The following is a 21,276-nucleotide window of genomic DNA, read 5'->3' on the forward strand; positions in this document are numbered from 1 at the left end:
ATTCACAATCAAAACTACCTTAATTATAAATTCATTAGTTTTTTTAAACCAAAACCTTTGATAAATTACTAATAATTAAATAAATCAACACTTCTGTATTGTTTTATAAAACCCTTTTAATTAAATTTGTTGAATTATCAATTTTGATTTGACTTATATGAACACATCAACAACAGCTGAAGTAGTGTCTTTTGAAGATTTTAAAAAAGAAGTAATCAACGATTATAAAATAGCCACAATTAGTAGAGAATGTAGTTTACTTGGAAGACGTGAAGTGCTAACAGGTAAAGCAAAATTCGGAATTTTTGGCGATGGTAAAGAAGTGCCTCAATTAGCATTAGCAAAAGCATTTCAAAACGGAGATTTCCGCTCAGGATATTACCGCGACCAAACGTTTATGATGGCAATTGGTGCTATGAATATCGAGCAATTCTTCGCTGGTTTATATGGTCATACTGATATTAATTTTGATCCAATGAGTGCTGGACGTCAAATGGGCGGTCACTTTGCAACCCATTCATTAGATGAAAACGGAAATTGGAAAAACTTAACCCAACAAAAAAATTCGAGTGCTGACATCTCTCCTACTGCTGGGCAAATGCCGCGTTTGTTAGGATTAGCTCAGGCTTCAAAAATATACCGAAATGTTTCAGGTATCAACCAAACCAACTTCTCCGAAAACGGAAACGAAGTCGCTTGGGGAACTATCGGAAATGCTTCTACTTCGGAAGGTTTATTCTTCGAAACTATCAATGCTGCTGGTGTTTTACAAGTACCAATGGTAATGAGCGTTTGGGACGACGAATACGGAATTTCAGTGCACGCACGTCATCAAACCACAAAAGAAAATATCTCTGAAATCTTAAAAGGTTTCCAACGTGATGAAGAAAATAACGGTTACGAAATCTTACGCGTTAAAGGTTGGGATTACCCTGCTTTAGTAGAAACTTACCAAAAAGCATCTCAAATTGCTCGTGAAGAACACATTCCTGTTTTAGTTCACGTAAGCGAATTAACGCAACCGCAAGGTCATTCTACTTCTGGAAGTCACGAACGTTACAAAAATGCTGAACGTTTGGCTTGGGAAGCAGAATTTGATTGTTTAGCTAAAATGAAAACTTGGTTAATTGATAACAACATCGCTACTTCAGAAGAATTAGAAGAAATTGATAACCAAGCTAAAAAAGACGTTTTAGAAGGTAAAAAAGCAGCTTGGACCAACTTTACAGCTCCAATCAAGGCTGAACAACAAGAATTAGTTGGTTTATTAAATACAATTGCATCACAAAGTGAAAACAAAGTATTTATTGAGAAAATCGCTAATGATGTTGCTTCTATAAAAGAACCAATTCGCAAAGATATTTTAGTTGCTGCACGAAAAGTGTTGCGTATGATTATCAAAGAAAATTCTCGTGCAACTTTAGCGACTTGGATTGAAAATTATACGGAGAAAATCCAACCAAAATTCAGTTCACACCTATTTTCGCAATCGGATAAAACGGTTTTAAAAACGAAAGAAGTAGCTCCAACTTACGATGCAACTGCTGAAGATGTGGATGCTCGTTTGGTTTTAAGAGATAACTTTGATGCTATCTTTTCAAAATATCCAGAAACGTTGATTTTTGGTGAAGATTCTGGAAATATTGGTGATGTTAACCAAGGTTTGGAAGGCATGCAAGAAAAATACGGAGAATTACGCGTTGCCGATGTCGGAATTCGTGAAGCTACCATTTTAGGTCAAGGAATTGGAATGGCAATGCGAGGATTACGTCCGATTGCTGAAATTCAATATTTAGATTATTTGTTATACGCTATCCAAATCATGAGTGATGATTTAGCGACATTACAATACAGAACAGCGGGTCGTCAAAAAGCACCGTTAATCATCAGAACTCGTGGGCACCGCTTAGAAGGCGTTTGGCATTCAGGTTCTCCAATGGGAATGATTATCAATGCGATTCGAGGAATTCACGTTTTAGTACCAAGAAACATGACCAAAGCAGCTGGTTTTTATAACACATTGTTAGAAACTGACGAACCTGCATTGGTAGTAGAATGTTTGAACGGCTACCGTTTAAAAGAAAAAATGCCAACGAACTTAGGCGAATTCAAAACACCTATCGGAGTAGTTGAAACAATTAAACAAGGAACAGACATTACGTTAGTTTCTTACGGTTCAACTTTACGTTTAGTAGAACAAGCAGCAAATGAGCTAGAATCAGTTGGAATTAGCGCTGAAATTATTGACATTCAATCGTTATTACCTTTCGATATCAATCATGATATTGTGAAATCGGTTGCGAAAACGAATCGTTTATTAGTAATTGACGAAGACGTTCCGGGTGGAGCAAGTGCTTACATTTTACAAGAAATTGTAGAAAATCAAAATGCCTATAAACATTTAGATAGCGCACCGCAAACATTAGCTTCAAAAGCACACCGTCCTGCTTATGGAACAGATGGAGATTACTTCTCAAAACCTTCAGCAGAAGATATTTTTGAAAAAGTATATGCCATGATGAATGAAGCAAATCCAACAAAATATCCAAGTTTGTATTAATGAAAGTTGCTGTCATTGATAATTACGATAGCTTTACCTACAATTTGGTTCACTATTTAGAGGATTTGAATGCGGAAGTTACTGTATTTAGAAATGACGAATTAGACCTAACAGATTTAGAAAAATTTGACAAAATACTTTTATCTCCAGGCCCAGGAATTCCGGATGAAGCTGGCTTGTTAAAAGAAATAATTATAAAATATGCTCCAACCAAAAGCATTTTAGGAATTTGCCTTGGTTTACAAGCAATTGGAGAAGTTTTTGGTGGGAAATTAATAAATCTTGAAAAAGTGTATCATGGTGTAGCAACCAAAATATTTATAATAGAAAATGATACACTTTTTCATGATATTCCAAGCGAAATTATTGTAGGCAGATACCACTCATGGGTTGTAAATAAAACAAATTTACCCGAAGGTTTAATTATAACTGCGGTGGATGCAAATGAGCAAATTATGTCTTTAAAACATAGTACTTATGATGTAAAAGCAGTACAATTTCACCCAGAAAGTATCATGACACCTTATGGAAAACAAATCTTAAAAAACTGGATTATCAACTAACTATCTTGTGAAAACTAAAGTATTTCCTTTGCTCAAATTGGCATCAAAAGCATAACCTTCATAGTTAAAACCTTTTAAATCATCAATAGTTTCAGCATTGTTATCTATAATATAACGAACCATTAATCCTCTAGCTTTTTTTGCAAAGAAACTTATCATTTTTAGTTTACCATCTTTGTAATCTTTAAATTCTGGCGTAATTACAGGAACCTTCAATGTTTTTATATCGACAGCGCTAAAATACTCATTACTAGCTAAATTGATAAACAATTCTCCTTTTGAAAGTTCTTTATTTAAAGTATCTGTAATCGTTTTTTTCCAAAATTCATATAAGTTTTTCTTTGTACCTATTTGGATTTTTGTTCCCATTTCTAAACGATACGGCTGCATTAAATCCAAAGGTTTTAAAAGACCATATAATCCTGATAAAATTCTCAGTTTTTCTTGTAAAACCAATACTTTTTCAGTTGATAATGAATAAACATCCAAACCTGTATAAACATCACCATCAAAAGCATATACAGCCTGACGTGCATTTTCTGGAGAAAAAGGTATATTCCATTCTTGATTGCGTTGCCAATTTAACTCAGCTAACTTATCTGAAATATCCATAAGCTCCATCAGTTGCTTAGGCTTTTTCTTTTTTAAAGTTTTCTGAATAGTTACAGCTTTAGACAAAAAAGCCGATTCAGTATAAGTAGTAATCGGTAATTGAGTTTCGTAGTTCAATGATTTAGCTGGCGATATAACGATTTTCATAGATTGGTTTCTTTCTGTTTTTCAAAAATACGAAATTATACAGATGTTGAATGAAGAGAACAATAAGATTTTTTTATATCACAATAAATACCTTTTAAAATAAACTTTATCGCATAAAAAAACTCCGATGAAAATCGGAGTTTTTTTATCTATTGATTCATCGAAATCAGAAATTCTTCATTATTTCGAGTTTTCTTAAATCTATCATGAATAAAGTCCATAGCTTCTACTGGATTCATATCTGCTAAATATTTACGCATAATCCACATTCTATGTATTGTATTTTCATCTAACAACAAGTCATCACGACGCGTACTTGATGAAACCAAGTCAATTGCTGGGAATATACGTTTGTTAGCAATTCTTCTATCCAATTGTAACTCCATATTACCAGTACCTTTGAATTCTTCGAAAATTACTTCATCCATTTTAGAACCCGTTTCGGTTAATGCCGTCGCAATGATACTTAATGAACCTCCATTTTCTACATTACGAGCAGCTCCAAAGAAACGTTTTGGTTTTTGTAACGCATTCGCATCCACACCACCACTCAATACTTTTCCTGATGCTGGCTGAACTGTATTATAAGCTCTCGCTAAACGCGTAATCGAATCTAATAATATTACAACATCATGACCACATTCTACTAAACGTTTTGCTTTTTCTAAAACAATATTGGCAATTTTAACGTGCTCTTGTGGTTCTCTATCAAAAGTGGAAGCAATTACTTCTCCACGAACGCTACGTTGCATATCGGTTACTTCTTCAGGACGTTCATCAATCAACAAAACGATTAAATAAACTTCTGGATGATTGGCAGCAATAGCATTCGCAACATCTTTTAACAACATGGTTTTACCCGTTTTTGGTTGGGCCACAATCATACCACGTTGACCTTTTCCAATAGGAGAAAATAAATCAATAATACGTGTTGAAACAGTACTGTTTCTATCGGCTAAATTGAATTTTTCTGTTGGAAAAACAGGTGTCAAATGTTCAAAAGAAATTCTATCACGAACTACTTGCGGATCATGTCCGTTAATTTTCAATACTTTTACTAATGGAAAATATTTTTCACCTTCTTTTGGCGGACGCACTACACCTTTAACAGTATCTCCCGTTTTTAAGCCAAATAAACGAATTTGTGAAGTAGATAAATAAATATCATCAGGAGATGCTAAATAATTGTAATCTGACGAGCGTAAAAATCCGTAGCCATCAGGCATCATTTCTAAAACACCTTCACTTTCAATAATTCCATCGAACTCATAATCAGGCTCTCTAAAATTTTGCTTTTTATTTTGATGTGGATTCTTATTGGTATTGCCATTGTTCCCATTGTTTCCATTATTTCCTTCATTACCATTGTTTTTCTTGTAATCAGGATGGTTTGGGTTGTTTTGATTGGCTTTATAATTAGGACTTTTAGTTGTGCTCTTATCGTTTTGAGTAGTTTCTGTAACTTCAGGAATTTCAGTTGATTCTGTTGCTACTTTTGGAGCTTCTTCTTTGTTAACTTTATGTGGTAAAGTTTTCTTTTCTTTAAAATCTTTACGAGGTAACTTATTATTAGGATTTGGAGTAAATTCTTTTGGCTCTATTGCCTTAATTTCTTCAACTACCTCCCTTTTTTCAGATTTTGTTTCTATTGGTAAATCTTTTAAAGGTTGAGAAAACAAGTCTTTTTTAATTTGTGGTGACTTGGTTGTCTCTTTTTTAGGTAAAATTCTAGCTCTTTTTTCTTTAGGTTGTTCCGTTGCTGGAATTTCAGCCTTAATTACTTCAGGTTTTGCAGCCTGCAAGTCTAAAATCTGATACACCAAGTCGTCTTTTTTTAACGAACGGTACTTATTGATTTTAGCTACTTTTGCAATTTCTTGCAAATCAGAGAGTTTCATCTCTTTTAATACTTCAATATCAAACATGGATATATTTTGAATAAAATGGTTGGTTGATTAAAAACAAAAAATGATAAGATTTTTTTTGTAGTGTAAGCTGTCGCAGAATGAAGTACTTACGACTAATACCATGCAATAGTACGAATAAATTTGGAAATAACAATAGTTTAAATTAAAAAGAAATACTATTTTTGCTCAATCAAAAAAGAAAATAATGTTACAACGTATTCAATCACTTTATATGGCGCTTAGTGCAATTGTCACTGGAGCACTACCTTTTGTTTTTGAATTATGGACGCTAAAAACTGATAATCAAACTACTGCAGTTTTTATAACTTCTTCAGCATTGTATTTAATGTTGTTTGGTTTGGTTACAATTTTGACCATTATTAGTATATTTAGTTTTAAAAAGAGACAAAATCAATTTGTTTTAAACAGATTGAACATGATATTAAACTTTATTTTACTAGGATTTTTTGTGTATCGCTCGCTAAACGTATCCGGAGAAACCATGGTTTCAGAGAAGGGTATTGGGATGTTTCTTCCTGCAATTTCTATCGTTTTATTAGTCTTGGCAAACAAGGCAATAAAAAAGGACGAAGATCTCGTAAAATCTGTTGATCGATTACGATAAACCTATCATCTTAGTTTATTAGTGCGTTAAAAATCCGAAGCGAAAGTTTCGGATTTTTATTTTTTACCCAACTCAATCACTTCTAAATTTTGAATTTTATCCCCTTCAATTTGAAAACGCAACATTGTTCGTACTTGATGAAATCCATATTTTCCGCATGCGCCAGGGTTCATATGTAGTAAATTCAACTTCTTATCAAATTGCACTTTTAAAATGTGCGAATGACCACAAATGAATAATTTTGGTGGATTTTTAGTAATTTCTGAACGAATAGCTGGATTGTACTTATCAGGATAACCGCCGATATGCGTAATCCAAACATCAACTCCTTCACAAAAAAATCTATTGTTCAACGGAAATTCTATACGGGCTTTGTCATCATCAATATTGCCATAAACACCACGAAGAGGTTTTAACTTTTTAATCGCATCTGTAACTACTAAATCACCAATATCACCTGCATGCCAAACCTCGTCGGCTTCGTTAACGTATTTTAAAATAGCATCATCTATATGACTATGGGTATCTGATAAAAGCAAAATTTTCTTCATTAAAAAAAGTTTTAAAGTAACAAAGTACCTAAGTTGCAAAGTTGGTAAAAAATATATTAGTCAAAGTCCTTTTTTTTGTATTTATTTAAGAAAACTTTGAATTACAATACATCTTTTTCTTTGTAACTTTGCGACTTTGAAACTTTAAACTACATTTTGAGATATTTCATAGAATTTGCCTACAACGGAAAAAATTTCCACGGATTTCAGAGCCAGCCTGACGCTTCGTCGGTACAAGAAACTCTGGAAAAAGCCCTTTCTACACTTTTAAGAGAAACTATCGCAATTGTAGGCGCTGGGAGAACCGATTCGGGTGTGCATGCCAAACAAATGTATGCCCATTTTGAAACCGAATTGGAATTGGATTCTAGTTATTGGTCACATAAATTAAATTCGTTTTTACCGCCATCGATTGTAGTGTATCGTATTTTCAAAGTAGCTGATGATGCCCATGCGCGTTTTGATGCAACTTCTAGAACCTACGAATATTACATGCACACGTTTAAAGATGCGTTTATTACGGATGGAAGTTGGTATCATTCGCATCATTTGGATTTGGACAAAATGAATGAAGCGTGCCAAATTTTGTTTGAATACATTGATTTTGAGTGTTTTTCGAAAGTACATACTGATGTGAATACTTTTAATTGTAAAATTTCAGAAGCACATTGGAAACATTCAGGAAATCAGCTTATCTTTACCATCACTGCTGATCGATTTTTACGTAATATGGTAAGAGCTATTGTAGGAACAATGGTAAACATTGGTTTAGGCAAAATCGAAATAACCGATTTACGCACAATCATCGAAAGTAAAGACAGAGGAAAAGCCGGATTTTCAGTTCCAGCACATGGTTTATACTTAGTAAATGTTGCCTATCCGTACATAAAAGAAAGAGAAAAAATTAATGAGTAAAATAAAAACATCATCGTTTACTAAATTGTTAGCATACGCAAAACCTTACAAAGGAAAACTATACTTTGTAGTTTTTTGGGCGATATTCTTAGCAATTATGACGGCTTTAAGACCTTTTTTATTAAACTTTACTATTGATAATTATTTAGTAGATGCTAAAAAAGAAACTAACATAATCCAACAATATTTTGATGAATTTATGCAATTCTTCTTTTCTGGAAACGACAATCCTACTAATTTGAAAGTATTAGTAATAGTTATGTTTATTGCTCTTGTACTCGAAGGTATTTCTCAGTTTTACTTCACTTATCTAGCCAATTGGTTGGGACAAGACATCATTAAAGATTTACGTAATAAACTATATAACCATATTGCTTCATTTAAAATGAAATACTTTGACAATGAACCTGTTGGAAAACTAGTAACTCGTTCGGTTTCAGATATTGAATCTATCGCCAGTATCTTTAGTCAAGGTTTGTTTATGATTGTAAGTGATGTATTAAAAATGATTATTGTAATTATTTTTATGCTGGTGGTAAATTGGAAAATTACAGGAATTGTTCTTCTAATAATGCCTGTAATATTAATTGCTACAAACATTTTTAATCGAAAAATGAAAGTGGCTTTTAATGATGTTAGAAATGAAGTGGCTAATCTAAATACTTTTGTTCAAGAACGATTAACAGGCATGAAAATCGTACAACTGTTCAATAGAGAAAAAATTGAACATGAAAAATTCAAAGAAATTAACGAAAAACACAACAAAGCTTGGTTAAAAAACATACTGTACAACTCCATCTTTTTCCCTATTGCCGATATTATTTCAAATATTAGTATTGGTTTAGTGGTGTATTTTGGTGCCATTTGGATTATTAATGGCGATACCGACACAACTATTGGGCAATTAGTTGCTTTCAATATGTACATTACCATGTTATACAACCCATTACGTCAAATTGCAGATAAATTCAATGTGATGCAAATGGGAATTATTGCAGCGGATAGAGTGTTTGAAATTTTAGATACCGAAGATAACGTGCAAGATAACGGCACTATTGAAGCTTCTCATTTTAAAGGAACTATCGAATTAAAAGACGTTCGTTTCAGTTACATCAAAAATGAAGAAGTTTTAAAAGGAATCAATCTTCAAGTACAACCAGGCGAAACTATTGCCATTGTGGGAAGTACAGGTGCAGGAAAATCAACCATTATCAATTTATTAAATCGTTTTTACGAAATTGATTCAGGTGAAATTACGATTGACAACCGCAATATCAACGAATATACTTTAGAAAGCCTTCGCAAGCAAATTGCTATTGTGTTGCAGGATGTTTTCTTATTTTCGGACACTATTTACAATAATATTACACTGCATAACGAAACTATTTCAAGAGAAGATGTTATAGCTGCCGCCAAAAAAATAGGCGTGCATGATTTCATTATGACTTTACCTGAAGATTATAATTATAACGTAAAAGAACGCGGTGTAATGTTATCTTCTGGGCAACGCCAATTGATTGCCTTTTTGAGAGCATATGTGAGTGACCCAAGCATATTGATTTTAGATGAAGCGACATCTTCTATCGACACCCATTCTGAAGAATTGATTCAAAAAGCTACTGAAACCATAACAAAAGATAGAACTTCAATTGTAATCGCTCACCGCTTGGCAACCATTGTTAATGCTAGTAAAATCATCGTAATGGATAAAGGCCAAATTGTAGAATTCGGAAAACATAGCGAATTGGTGAATAAGCCAAATGGTTATTATAAGAAATTGTACGATTCGCAGTTTGCTGTGGAGGTTGAATAGTATAGTGTTCAGTATTCAGTGGTTAGTGTTCAGTTTTAGAACGCAGATAACGGGGATTGAAAGGATTATTGTAGATTCTTTTTCTGTTCCTAGTTTCCTTTCTGGTTAAAATAATCACATATTTCCTTTGCGTTTCCTTGCGTAAAACTTTGCGAACTTTGCGTTTAAACTTTTAAAATAATTCCTTAAATTCGCAACTTATAAATAAAACTGAAATACTTTATAAAAATGAAATACGATATCATTGTTTTAGGAAGTGGTCCTGGTGGTTATGTAACTGCTATTAGAGCATCACAATTAGGCTTCAAAGTAGCCGTTATCGAAAAAGAAAATTTGGGTGGAATTTGTTTGAATTGGGGTTGTATTCCAACGAAAGCATTATTAAAATCGGCTCAAGTTTTTGATTACCTAAAACATGCTTCAGATTACGGATTAACTGTTAAAGAATTTGATAAAGACTTCAATGCTGTAGTAAAACGTTCTCGTGACGTAGCAGAAGGAATGAGCAAAGGCGTTCAATTCTTAATGAAGAAAAACAAAATCGACGTAATTGATGGTTTTGGTAAAATAAAACCAGGTAAAAAAGTAGACGTAACTGCTGCCGACGGAAAAGTAACTGAATATTCAGCGGATCATATCATCATTGCAACTGGAGCTCGTTCTCGCGAATTGCCAAACTTACCACAAGATGGTAAAAAAGTAATCGGATACCGCCAAGCGATGACATTACCTGAGCAACCAAAGAAAATGATTGTAGTGGGTTCTGGTGCGATTGGAGTTGAGTTTGCTCATTTCTATAACGCAATGGGAACTGAAGTTACGATTGTAGAATTCATGCCAAACGTAGTTCCAGTGGAAGACGAAGACATCTCAAAACAATTTGAGCGTTCGTTGAAAAAAGCGGGAATCAACGTAATGACGAACTCTTCTGTGGAAAGAATTGATACTGCTGGAAACGGCGTAAAAGCATTCGTGAAAACAGCAAAAGGAGAAGAAGTTTTAGAAGCCGATATCTTATTATCAGCGGTTGGAATTAAAACTAACATCGAAAACATCGGATTAGAAGAAACCGGTATTGCTACCGATAGAGATAAAATCTTAGTTAACGCTTACTACCAAACAAACGTTCCAGGTTACTACGCTATTGGTGATGTAACGCCTGGACAAGCTTTAGCTCACGTGGCTTCAGCTGAAGGTATTTTATGTGTGGAAAAAATCGCAGGTTTACATGTTGAAGCGTTAGATTACGGAAATATTCCAGGTTGTACGTATGCTACTCCAGAAATTGCTTCTGTGGGTATGACTGAAAAACAAGCAAAAGAAAAAGGATACGAATTGAAAATTGGTAAATTCCCATTCTCGGCTTCAGGAAAAGCAAAAGCAGCTGGAACTCCAGACGGATTTGTAAAAGTAATTTTCGATGCAAAATACGGCGAATGGTTAGGTTGCCACATGATAGGTGCCGGCGTTACTGATATGATTGCAGAAGCAGTTGTAGCTCGTAAATTAGAAACCACTGGACACGAAATCTTAAAAGCAGTTCACCCGCACCCAACCATGAGTGAAGCGGTTATGGAAGCGGTTGCTGATGCTTACGGTGAAGTGATTCACTTGTAGTCTTTAGAACAAAGAGAAAAGATTAAAGAAAATAGATTAAATCCGATTTGTGAAAGCAGGTCGGATTTTTTTGTGGATAACTTGGAAAAGGTTTGTAGGAAAATTTGATTATATTTGAGGAAAGTGAACTTTAACAAGCCATTCTTGCCCAATTAACAAGATTTGTGTTTAAAATTTACAAACATTTACAAGTTACAATACATTATATGAAAAAATTACAAAAAATAGAATTAATCGATAAAATTGGTAGAGAACTTCAAGAGAGAATGAAGTTCAGTGAAATTGATAGTTATTTTGAAAGTTACGGAATACCTACCAATCACCAACCAAGTTATAATAGTAAATACGTTTATGTAAGAGAGGTTTTGCCAAAAGTACAAGATGAAATCATATTAGAAATTGCCACCGAATTAGGAATTGAACATAAAGCTGATTATTTAAATTCTAATTTAGTAAAAGAAAGTGAGGCTACATTCTGGAAACCAGGACATTTTAAACTTTTTATTAGTCACTTAGCAAGTTTTAAAGCAACAATTGCAATTTTAAAGACAGAACTTGAAAAATATGGAATTTCATCATTTGTTGCTCACGAAGATATTGAACCAACAAAGGAATGGCAAAGCGAAATCGAAAAAGGACTATTCACAATGGATGCTTTTTGTGCAGTATTAATGGAAGGTTTTAAAGAGAGTAACTGGACCGACCAAGAAGTGGGGGTTGCAGTTGGTAGAAATGTATTGATCATACCAATACGCAAAGGGCTTGACCCCTATGGATTTATTGGAAAATATCAAGGATTTCAAGCAATTGGAAAAAACATAGGACAAGTAGCAGAAGGAATATTTGAAATTATATCAAGAAACGAAAAAACAAAATCAAAATATTTAAATACTCTTGTGGAATTAATTCTACTTTCAAACACAGCTAGCCAAGGAATTGAAAGATTAAATGCACTTAAAAAAATTAAAGATTTACCAAAAGAAAAAATCGAATACTTACAAGAAAAAATAATTGAGAACGAAAATCTTAAACAAACAAAATTTTTAAATCCATTTAACGAAATAGCGTGGAAATATGAACTTGAAGGTTTAAGCCTAAAATCATTTGAAAAAGTAAAAGTACAAGACTATGATGATTTACCATTTTAAGAATGATAACATGAAATTCAAAGAATCACAATAATGACACAACAAATTTTATTACTCATAATGGTTTTAATTGGAGTCTATTATGCACGTAAATATGGAAATAAAGCAAAACGTGACATCGAAAAATTCAATCAGAATAAAGAACAAGATAAGATTAAAAAAACTGATAGCTCAGATTTTTAATCCTTGTCCATAAAGCTAAAAATCCGACTCCATCACAAGTCGGATTTTTTGTCTTTAAGATTCTTTATGAATGGTAAAAATGAGGTTTATGTTCTTTTTACAATACTCATTTTTGCGTTAGTCTGTATCTTTATTTTAATTTCCCTAGGGCATTTATACAATTGCTGTACAGGAATTAACCAATTCCCCTAGGGGAATTAACTCATTTCCCTAGGGAAATTTATTTTTTTGTCCGTATGAATGTAAAAATCAGTACAGAAATGAAGAAAAAACAATTCGCTTCCTCTACTCCACTGAAAAACAAAAACAAAACCGCTATATAAAATTCAACTACAAAACTGAAAATTAAATATTGATTGTCAATATATTACATTTTTTGTAAAAATATATTTATAAAAAATTGTAACTATTTTTTTACTACTGCGTATAATTAGCATATAAAAAATGGAACAATAAAATACCAAATAGGTGTTACTACTCTTAGACTTATTCAAATAAAAATTTGATTCTTCAATATTAAAAAAACTAAGTAAACACAACTTTATTCAATTCCATTCAAAATGTTCATATAACTAAAAAATTTAAAAAGATGACTGAAATTTTATCATTTTGGTGGTTAATTATTTTGATTTTATCCATCGTGTTTTACAAATTTGTTTTAAGAGTTTTCTTTGGTATGGTAATCGTTCCAGAAGACAAAATTGGTTTGGTTACAAAAAAATTCGTGCTTTTTGGTACGGATAAATCTTTACCCGACGGAAGAATTATCGCTACTAAAGGTGAAGCTGGTTTTCAAGCAAAAACACTTGCTCCTGGTTTATATTGGGGAATGTGGATTTGGCAATACGCAGTGGATATGACATCGTTTACTATTATTCCTGAAGGAAAAATTGGATTGGTTTTGAGTAAAGATGGACAAGAAATACCTACAGGACGCATTTTAGCTAGAAAAGTTGATAGTGATAATTATCAAGATGCGACAGCTTTCCTAAATAATGGTGGGCAAAAAGGACGACAAACAGCTTTTATTACAACTGGTTCCTATCGTATCAATACCTTTTTGTTTGAAATAGTAATTGCTGATCAAGTAAAAATATTTGAAAACATGGTTGGTATTGTTACCGCACTAGATGGAGATCCAATTCCACAAGGACAAATTGCAGGTAAATATGTTGATGGGCACAACAACTTCCAAGATTTTGATTTCTTTCTAGAGCAAGGTGGAAATCGCGGTTTACAACCTCAAGTTATGCTTGCTGGTTCGTATTACATCAATACTTGGGCAATTCAAATTGAACAAAATCCAATGACGGATGTGCCAATTGGATATGTAGGTGTCGTAATATCATATATTGGTGAAGACGGAAAAGATGTTACAGGTGATACTTTCAAACACGGAAATATAGTTTCTAAAGGACAACGTGGGGTGTGGATGGAACCTTTTGGTCCTGGTAAATATGCGCTAAATAAGTATACTACCAAGCTAGAACCTGTGCCAACCACAAACCTAGTGTTAAACTGGGCAAATGCTAGAAGTGAATCGCATGATTTAGATAAAAATTTATCGACTATTACGGTGCGTTCAAAAGACGGATTCCCTTTTAATCTAGACGTGGCACAAATTATCCATGTGCCTGCAAATGAAGCGCCAAAAGTAATTGCGCGTTTTGGTAGCATGACCAATTTGGTTTCTCAAGTTTTAGAACCAACCATTGGTAACTATTTCCGTAATTCAGCTCAGGACAGTGATGTGATTTCTTTTTTAAGTACTCGTAAAGAGCGACAAGAATCGGCAAAAAATCATATCAAAACAGTTTTAGATGAATATAATGTAAATGCTGTTGATACATTGATTGGAGATATTGTTCCTCCAGATTCATTAATGAAAACATTAACCGATAGAAAAATTGCGGAAGAAGAACAAAAAACATATCAAACACAAAAATTAGCCCAAGAACAACGCCAAGGAGTTGAAAAGGAAACGGCTATTGCTGATATGCAAAAAGAAATTGTAAGAGCTTCTCAAAGTGTAGAAATTGCACAACGAACAGCAGACGCAACGGTTAAAAAAGCGGAAGGTGATGCAACAAGTTTGAAATTAAATGTAAATGCTGAAGCTGAAGCAACAAAAATGAGAGCAAACGCAGAAGCAGAGGCAACAAAAGCAAGAGCTGGAGCGCAAGCTGAAGCAACAAAACTTAATGCAAGTGCAGAAGCTGAAAAAATTTCGAAAACTGGTCTAGCAGAAGCTGAAAAAATCATGGCTATTGGTAAATCTACTGCAGAAGCTTATCAATTGCAAGTCTCTGCAATGGGCGGTGACAACTTTACTAAATATAAAATCACAGAAGAAATTGGTAAAGGCAACATCAAAGTAATTCCAGATGTATTAATTACAGGGAATAATGGTGCAGAAGGTGGCATTAGTGGTTTATTAGGTATGAAGCTAATGGAATTAATGGACGCCAATAAAAAAGAAGAAAACAAATCTTAATAATTAATTTTAAATCCGTCTAAATTTCTAGACGGATTTTTTTTATTTTTAGTTGAATTCTTAGAAAAGTCTTGTAGCAAAATTGATTACATTTGAAAGATGCTAATTAATAAATAGCTTTTTGTAATAATATAAACGCACAACCGTGGTTTGCTTCAATGGCTACTTCCGGATTTTCCTGCTAAAAATAAGCTACTAAATTGGATGTTTTGCTATATTTGTAATAACTTGATGTTCGTACAAAGGCACTGAGCTCTAGCTACAGAATGTTGCATACAATTTGTACGTTGAACAAAATATAAAAATGGAATTATACTATAGAATAATTGAAATAATTGACGCAAATCTAATTCATTGTCTGATTCCTATTGTCCTGACTTTAATAATTATAAACTACTTATTCAAAGAACGCTTTGAAACTAGAAAATCACTAAGTTTATTTCGTTGGATAATAATTACTTATTCAATGATTACATGGACTTTCTATCTGTTTGGAATGTTTATGAATCCAGAAAAATATTCTTTTATTGACAGAGCAACTGGACCTTATAAAATTGCTTATTGGATAATGTTTTTATGTGCATTATTTTTTCCATTTACTTTATTTTATAAAAAATTAGCAACAAAATTTTGGTATGTTCTTTTAGTCGCTTTTGGAATGAAAATCGGATATTATTTTGAACGTTATGTAATATTTGTAACAAGTCTTCATAGAGATTATAATCCAAGTACTGACAATTCAGAATTTAATAGTTTATCTAATTTCGGAATAGGATTAATTATTATTAAAGGGATAACAATTGCAATTCTGAGCTTAGGAATGTTTGAAATAGTAAAACTGAGAAAAACTGTGCATAAAAGCCGTCTGTAGTAATTGTTAGGTTTTGAGTTACTTCGTAATGTTTTACGAAAATTTAACGAGGAGTTTTAAACTTGTAACCTTTTGTCTTAAATTTACGCAACAGATACAAAACGGCTGAACGTTAATGTCAATATTCATAAACGAAACAAAAACACTATACCTAAACAAAAATGAGATTAAAAGAATTATACCTAATTTTTACATTATCTTCAATATTAAGCTATTGTCAAGATGATGAATATGAAAAGTTATTGAGTTATAGTGATTGTAAAAAGCAACAAAATTTAAGCTTAGAAAAAAGATTGTCAAATTATCCTTTTAACAAAGCAAAAGAAATTAAAATTATATCATTCACTAATATCAATATAATAAGAGATTCTTTAATCGTAGAAACTCAAGATGAAATTCCAAAAACAAATGGAAAAATCGATTTATCCAAAGTAAAAGAAATTGAAACTTTGACGTCTTCTGATATTGATGAACTTTCCGATATATTTTACAACTTTGGTTATAAAGAAAATCCTAAAATTCAGGTTAATATTAAATGTTATGAACCAAGAAATGCAATATTATTTCTAAATGAAAAAGGAGAAATATTTGAATACATTGAAATTTGCTTCGAATGTAAAAAAACAGTTGAGAGTTCTAAAAAAATTAGTCTTGGAGAAATGTGTAATCAAAAATTGGAGATGATTAAACAGATTTTCAAAAAAAGAAATATCAAATTTGGAATAATTGATGAAAAACAACCCTAATAGCAAAAATTCACAATCCATAACCACAAAACAAAATCCGACTCCATCACAAGTCGGATTTTTTTTACTAGTTCTCTTACACATATCCTATTTTATCTGATTAAAAATCACTATATTTGGTTGTAATTATGATGCTTCATGAAAAAATATTTCGCAAACATAATTGAAGTGATAAAATCTTTCTTAAAAGAAGTAGGCGAAATATCCTATTTTGCGGGTCGGTTTTTTAAAGAATTCCTGTTTCCTCCCTATGAATTTAAAGAGTTCTTACGTCAATGTTATTACATTGGCAATCGTTCGCTATTTCTTGTTGGTGTAACGGGTTTTATCATTGGATTAGTTTTTACCTTGCAATCGCGTCCTACGCTACAAGAGTTTGGCGCTGTTTCGTGGATGGCTTCAATGGTGAGTGTTTCTATTATTCGCGAAATTGGTCCTATCATCACCGCTTTAATTTGCGCTGGAAGAATTGGCTCAGGAATTGGCGCCGAATTAGGTTCCATGAAAGTTACCGAACAAATTGATGCAATGGAGGTTTCGGGCACAAATCCTTTCAAATATTTAGTCATTACACGTATATTAGCCACTACTTTGATGTTGCCGCTTTTGGTGATTTTTGGCGATGTATTAGCGATTTATGGTTCTTACTTAGTAGAAAATATAAAAGACAATGTTTCGTTTCAACTGTATTTTAATCAAGTATTCAATATTTTAGAATATAGCGATGTTGTACCAGCAACTCTTAAAACATTTTTCTTTGGTTTTGCCATTGGATTAATCGGTTGCTACAAAGGATATAATTGTAAAAAAGGAACCGCTGGCGTAGGAAAAGCAGCCAATGCAGCCGTTGTATATACTTCTATGCTCCTATTTATAATTGATTTTATTGCGGTTTTTATAACTAATATTTTTTATAAAATGTAATCCATGACAAACGATTCTTCCAAAGCACCCATCATCGTAATCAAAGATTTGCATAAAACCTTTGGCACCAACAAAGTATTGGATGGTTTTAATTTGGTTTTAAATGAAGGCGAAAACCTAGTAGTCATGGGAAAATCGGGTTCGGGGAAATCGGTAATGATTAAATGTTTAATCGGTTTAGAAACTCCCGATAGTGGTACCATCTCGGTAATGAATAAAGAAATCAATACTTTGGAACAAGTTGCCATTGATGAACTTCGCACTGAAATTGGTTTTCTATTTCAAGGAAGTGCCTTGTATGATTCAATGTCTGTGAGAGAAAATTTAGAATTCCCGTTACGAAGACACACCAAAAAATTTGGAAAAATAAAAGATACGACACCTTTAGTTATTGAAGCTCTAGAAAGTGTAGGCTTAGCCAATGCTATCAACTTAATGCCGAATGAACTTTCGGGTGGAATGAAGCGCAGAATTGCTTTAGCGAGAACACTTATTTTAAAACCCAAAATAATTTTATACGACGAACCCACAACTGGTTTAGACCCGATTACTTCAAAAGAAATTATACTTTTGATGAAATCCATACAAGAGAAATACAACACTTCATCAATTATCATCACTCACGATGTCGATTGTGCTAAAGCAATTGCTAACAGAATGATATTATTAATTGATGGAATAAATTATATAGAAGGAACATTTGAAGAATTAAATGCTTCAAACGATCCAAAAGTGCAAGCTTTTTTTAAATAATGAATTATGGAAAAAACAGATAATCAAAAAATACGTTTAGGTTTATTTATCATCATTGGCTCTATCTTATTTTTTGCCGCTATTTATTTTATTGGCAATAAGCAGAATTTATTTGGTAACACCTCAAATTTAAAAGCAGTTTTTGCAAATATTAATGGCTTGCAAGTGGGCAACAATGTTAGATATGCCGGAATTGACATTGGAACCGTTAAAGCTATTGAAATGATTAACGATACTACAGTAACCGTTGAAATGTTAATTGATACCAAAATCATGACGCATATCAAAAAAAATGCAATAGCAACTATTAATTCAGATGGATTGGTAGGAAATATGATTGTTAATATTATTCCTGGTAAAGGAGTTTCACAATTGGTTGCAAATGGAGATTCTTTAAAATCTTATAGTAGAATTGGCGCAGATGCAATGCTAGAAACACTAAATGTAACCAATGAAAATGCAGCTTTATTAACCGCTGATTTATTGAAAATTACACAAGAAATTACCAAGGGAAATGGTACCGCAGGATTATTAATTAATGATACAATAATGGCTCAGGATCTAAAAGAAACCATTCATTATTTAAAGAAAACCACAAAAGGAACTGCAGAATCGGTTGCCAATTTGAACCAAATTATTCTTTCCTTAAATCAAAAAAATAACGTTATTGGAGTTATAAATGATAAAGAAGTTGCTACAAAAATGAAAACCATCATTAGCAATTTAGAAAAATCGAGTGTGGAGATTGACAAAGTAGTAACCAACTTAAATGCAACAGTAGTAAACATAAAAGATGGAAAAGGCGCTTTAAATTATTTATCAAACAATCCAGAATTAGTCCAAAAGATTGATTCAACAATGAATAACATCAATAAAGCCAGTATAAAATTAAATGAGGATTTAGAAGCTCTCAAACATAATTTCTTATTTAGAGGTTATTTCAAAAAACAAGAAAAAGAAAAAGCGAAAAAATAATTTTTCGCTTTTTATCTATTCGTCTTCTGAAAACGTTTGTGCTTTTGAATATACACGCCACTTCTCAACACAATCCAATAAATCTTGCGGAATGGGTGAATCAAAACGTAAAAATTCTTTTGTGATAGGATGTTCAAAACCTAATGTTTTAGCATGAAGTGCTTGTCTTGGTAAGGTTTTAAAACAATTATCTATAAACTGTTTGTATTTTGTAAAAGTTGTTCCTTTTAATATTGCATCGCCGCCATAGCGTTCGTCATTAAAAAGTGTATGCCCTATGTGTTTCATATGAACACGTATTTGGTGTGTTCTGCCCGTTTCTAATTGACAAGAAATCAAGGTTACATAACCAAAACGTTCCAAAACTTTATAATGTGTAACCGCTGGTTTTCCTTTCTCATCACTTTCATGAACCGCCATTTGCATTCTATTGGTATCATGTCTACCAATGTTGCCTTCTACAGTTCCTTCTTCTTCTTCAATATTTCCCCAAACCAAAGCAACATATTCTCTTTCAGATGTTTTTTCGGCAAACTGTTTAGTCAAATATGCCATTGCGTGTTCCGTTTTGGCTACAACCAAAAGCCCAGTCGTATCTTTATCAATACGATGAACCAATCCTGGTCGTTCTGAACTGTTCATTGGTAAATTTTCAAAATGATATGCCAGTGCATTGACTAAAGTTCCTGAGTAATTTCCATGACCTGGATGCACTACCATTCCTGCAGGCTTATTAATAACCAACAATTGGTCATCTTCATACACTATGTCTAAAGGAATATTTTCAGGCGTCAACAATTGCTCATACGTTGGATGCGCTAATACTAAACGCACCACATCGCCTGCTTTTACTTTATAATTGGATTTTACGGCAACATCATTTACTAAAATAGAACCCGATTCTGCAGCTTGCTGTATTTTATTTCGAGTTGTATTTTCAATCATATTCATCAAAAATTTATCCACACGCAAAGGCGATTGCCCTTTAGCAGCTTCAAAACGATGATGTTCATACAAATCGTCTTCTAATTCATTCTCAACCTTATATTCCGCCATTATTCTCTTTAAATTCTTCAGGTTTTACATCTTCAGGATTTGTTTCTTCTGCTGGAGGTAACGTATCTGATGGTTCTTCTGAACTAAATGTTTCTTCACTAAATACTTCTTTTCCGTCGCCTAATACAAAATCTAATATTGAATTCTTTTTGACAATATCACCTGCTCTCAAACGTCTACCGTTTTGATAGATTTGTAATACCACATCTTTTGCAATATGTGGTTTGTATGTAATTTTACCTTCTTTTAATGTCAATGATTTTATAGTAGCTGAAATTTGTCTAAACGTTTTGTCTTTAAATTCTGGAATTTCAATGTTTGTAAATTCGCCAGCATTTAATTTTACATAAATTTTTCGACCATCCTTCACTAAACTTCCAGCTTTTGGATCTTGCTCCAAAATGGTAAATGGTGGATAATCAGCATTAAAATCTACTGTATCCAATAAAAACACTTCTAAATCAATCTCATTTAGTTTTTCTTCAGCAACTTCTAATTTCATTTTAGATAAATCGGGCACTTTAATTTCTTCGCCATGATTGGTTCTAAAATCCAAAAACAAAATCAATAAAAAAGTGAAGGCAGCCACAATAGACGCTGCAATTGCCGCTTGAAGAAAAAACGTTCTACTTGTCAAATATTTAAATAAACTCATACAATAAGATATTTCAGCAAAGATATAAAAATTGAAAACATTATGGGTTTCTAAACACTTTGTTTTCTGCAAAAGTTAAAAACGAAAGTTATTGAAAAATATTTCCTATCGGTTTTAGTATAAATCTGCAAAAATCTCAATAAATAATGTAATTTTGTGTA

The 21,276-nt window shown here is 32.7% G+C and carries 19 protein-coding genes; 14 read left to right on the top strand and 5 right to left on the bottom strand.

Annotated features, from left to right (window positions below):
• Nucleotides 1-157: 157 nt before the first annotated feature.
• Both G4L40_RS05900 and G4L40_RS05905 read left to right on the top strand, forming a co-directional pair.
• Nucleotides 158-2,560, top strand: a complete 2,403-nt coding sequence (locus tag G4L40_RS05900; RefSeq protein ID WP_166236270.1) for an alpha-ketoacid dehydrogenase subunit alpha/beta — start codon at nt 158-160, stop codon at nt 2,558-2,560.
• A complete protein-coding gene (locus G4L40_RS05905; protein WP_166236272.1) occupies nt 2,560-3,123 on the top strand; it encodes an anthranilate synthase component II in 564 nt (187 codons plus the stop codon). Before G4L40_RS05900 ends, G4L40_RS05905 begins: the two co-directional genes overlap by 1 nt.
• Here G4L40_RS05905 and yaaA read toward each other — a convergent pair whose 3' ends face one another.
• Both yaaA and rho read right to left on the bottom strand, forming a co-directional pair.
• The gene (yaaA, locus tag G4L40_RS05910) at nt 3,124-3,882 is read right to left on the bottom strand and encodes a peroxide stress protein YaaA (RefSeq protein ID WP_166236274.1); all 759 of its coding nucleotides are present in this window, start codon (nt 3,880-3,882) and stop codon (nt 3,124-3,126) included.
• Between the two features lie 149 nt (nt 3,883-4,031).
• Nucleotides 4,032-5,807 carry a transcription termination factor Rho gene (rho, locus tag G4L40_RS05915; RefSeq protein ID WP_166236276.1) on the bottom strand — a complete coding sequence of 592 codons (1,776 nt, stop codon included), beginning with the start codon at nt 5,805-5,807 and terminating at the stop codon, nt 4,032-4,034.
• Between the two features lie 187 nt (nt 5,808-5,994).
• On the opposite strand from rho, the gene G4L40_RS05920 reads away from it, so the two are divergent.
• Nucleotides 5,995-6,414, top strand: a complete 420-nt coding sequence (locus G4L40_RS05920; protein ID WP_166236278.1) for a DUF4293 domain-containing protein — start codon at nt 5,995-5,997, stop codon at nt 6,412-6,414.
• Between the two features lie 56 nt (nt 6,415-6,470).
• Here G4L40_RS05920 and G4L40_RS05925 read toward each other — a convergent pair whose 3' ends face one another.
• The gene (locus tag G4L40_RS05925) at nt 6,471-6,965 is read right to left on the bottom strand and encodes a metallophosphoesterase family protein (protein WP_166236279.1); all 495 of its coding nucleotides are present in this window, start codon (nt 6,963-6,965) and stop codon (nt 6,471-6,473) included.
• Between the two features lie 156 nt (nt 6,966-7,121).
• On the opposite strand from G4L40_RS05925, the gene truA reads away from it, so the two are divergent.
• From truA to G4L40_RS05980, 11 genes are all read left to right on the top strand, one after another.
• Nucleotides 7,122-7,880, top strand: coding sequence for a tRNA pseudouridine(38-40) synthase TruA (truA, locus tag G4L40_RS05930; RefSeq protein ID WP_166236280.1), 759 nt, complete (start codon nt 7,122-7,124; stop codon nt 7,878-7,880).
• Nucleotides 7,873-9,693 (top strand): ABC transporter ATP-binding protein, encoded by a 1,821-nt coding sequence (locus G4L40_RS05935; protein WP_166236281.1) that lies wholly within the window; start codon nt 7,873-7,875, stop codon nt 9,691-9,693. The genes truA and G4L40_RS05935 overlap by 8 nt, the downstream gene beginning before the upstream one ends.
• Before the next feature lie 228 nt (nt 9,694-9,921).
• Complete coding sequence (lpdA, locus tag G4L40_RS05940; protein WP_166236282.1) at nt 9,922-11,310, top strand: dihydrolipoyl dehydrogenase; 1,389 nt, start codon at nt 9,922-9,924, stop codon at nt 11,308-11,310.
• Nucleotides 11,311-11,516: 206 nt separating this feature from the next.
• Nucleotides 11,517-12,458 carry a toll/interleukin-1 receptor domain-containing protein gene (locus G4L40_RS05945; RefSeq protein ID WP_166236283.1) on the top strand — a complete coding sequence of 314 codons (942 nt, stop codon included), beginning with the start codon at nt 11,517-11,519 and terminating at the stop codon, nt 12,456-12,458.
• Nucleotides 12,459-12,491: 33 nt separating this feature from the next.
• Entirely contained in the window at nt 12,492-12,641 is a 150-nt protein-coding gene (locus G4L40_RS05950) for a hypothetical protein (protein ID WP_166236284.1), read from the top strand.
• A 589-nt stretch (nt 12,642-13,230) separates the two neighbouring features.
• Entirely contained in the window at nt 13,231-15,135 is a 1,905-nt protein-coding gene (locus G4L40_RS05955) for an SPFH domain-containing protein (RefSeq protein ID WP_166236285.1), read from the top strand.
• A gap of 304 nt (nt 15,136-15,439) precedes the next feature.
• Entirely contained in the window at nt 15,440-16,006 is a 567-nt protein-coding gene (locus tag G4L40_RS05960; RefSeq protein ID WP_166236286.1) for a hypothetical protein, read from the top strand.
• 161 nt (nt 16,007-16,167) lie between these two features.
• Complete coding sequence (locus G4L40_RS05965) at nt 16,168-16,752, top strand: hypothetical protein (protein WP_166236287.1); 585 nt, start codon at nt 16,168-16,170, stop codon at nt 16,750-16,752.
• Nucleotides 16,753-16,890: 138 nt separating this feature from the next.
• On the top strand, nt 16,891-17,676 hold the full coding sequence (locus G4L40_RS05970; protein WP_166236288.1) for an MlaE family ABC transporter permease: 786 nt from the start codon (nt 16,891-16,893) through the stop codon (nt 17,674-17,676).
• Nucleotides 17,677-17,679: 3 nt separating this feature from the next.
• On the top strand, nt 17,680-18,429 hold the full coding sequence (locus G4L40_RS05975) for an ABC transporter ATP-binding protein (protein WP_166236289.1): 750 nt from the start codon (nt 17,680-17,682) through the stop codon (nt 18,427-18,429).
• A 6-nt stretch (nt 18,430-18,435) separates the two neighbouring features.
• Nucleotides 18,436-19,404, top strand: coding sequence for an MlaD family protein (locus G4L40_RS05980; RefSeq protein ID WP_166236290.1), 969 nt, complete (start codon nt 18,436-18,438; stop codon nt 19,402-19,404).
• Nucleotides 19,405-19,419: 15 nt separating this feature from the next.
• On the opposite strand, the gene G4L40_RS05985 is transcribed toward G4L40_RS05980, so the two are convergent.
• Together G4L40_RS05985 and G4L40_RS05990 are read right to left on the bottom strand one after the other, a co-directional pair.
• Nucleotides 19,420-20,460 (bottom strand): RluA family pseudouridine synthase, encoded by a 1,041-nt coding sequence (locus tag G4L40_RS05985; RefSeq protein WP_166236291.1) that lies wholly within the window; start codon nt 20,458-20,460, stop codon nt 19,420-19,422.
• Nucleotides 20,447-21,115: a PASTA domain-containing protein gene (locus G4L40_RS05990; protein WP_166236292.1), complete on the bottom strand. Its 669-nt coding sequence runs from the start codon at nt 21,113-21,115 to the stop codon at nt 20,447-20,449. The genes G4L40_RS05985 and G4L40_RS05990 overlap by 14 nt, the downstream gene beginning before the upstream one ends.
• Between the last annotated feature and the right edge of the window lie 161 nt (nt 21,116-21,276).

The organism is Flavobacterium celericrescens (assembly GCF_011392075.1).
Lineage (GTDB): Bacteria > Bacteroidota > Bacteroidia > Flavobacteriales > Flavobacteriaceae > Flavobacterium > Flavobacterium celericrescens.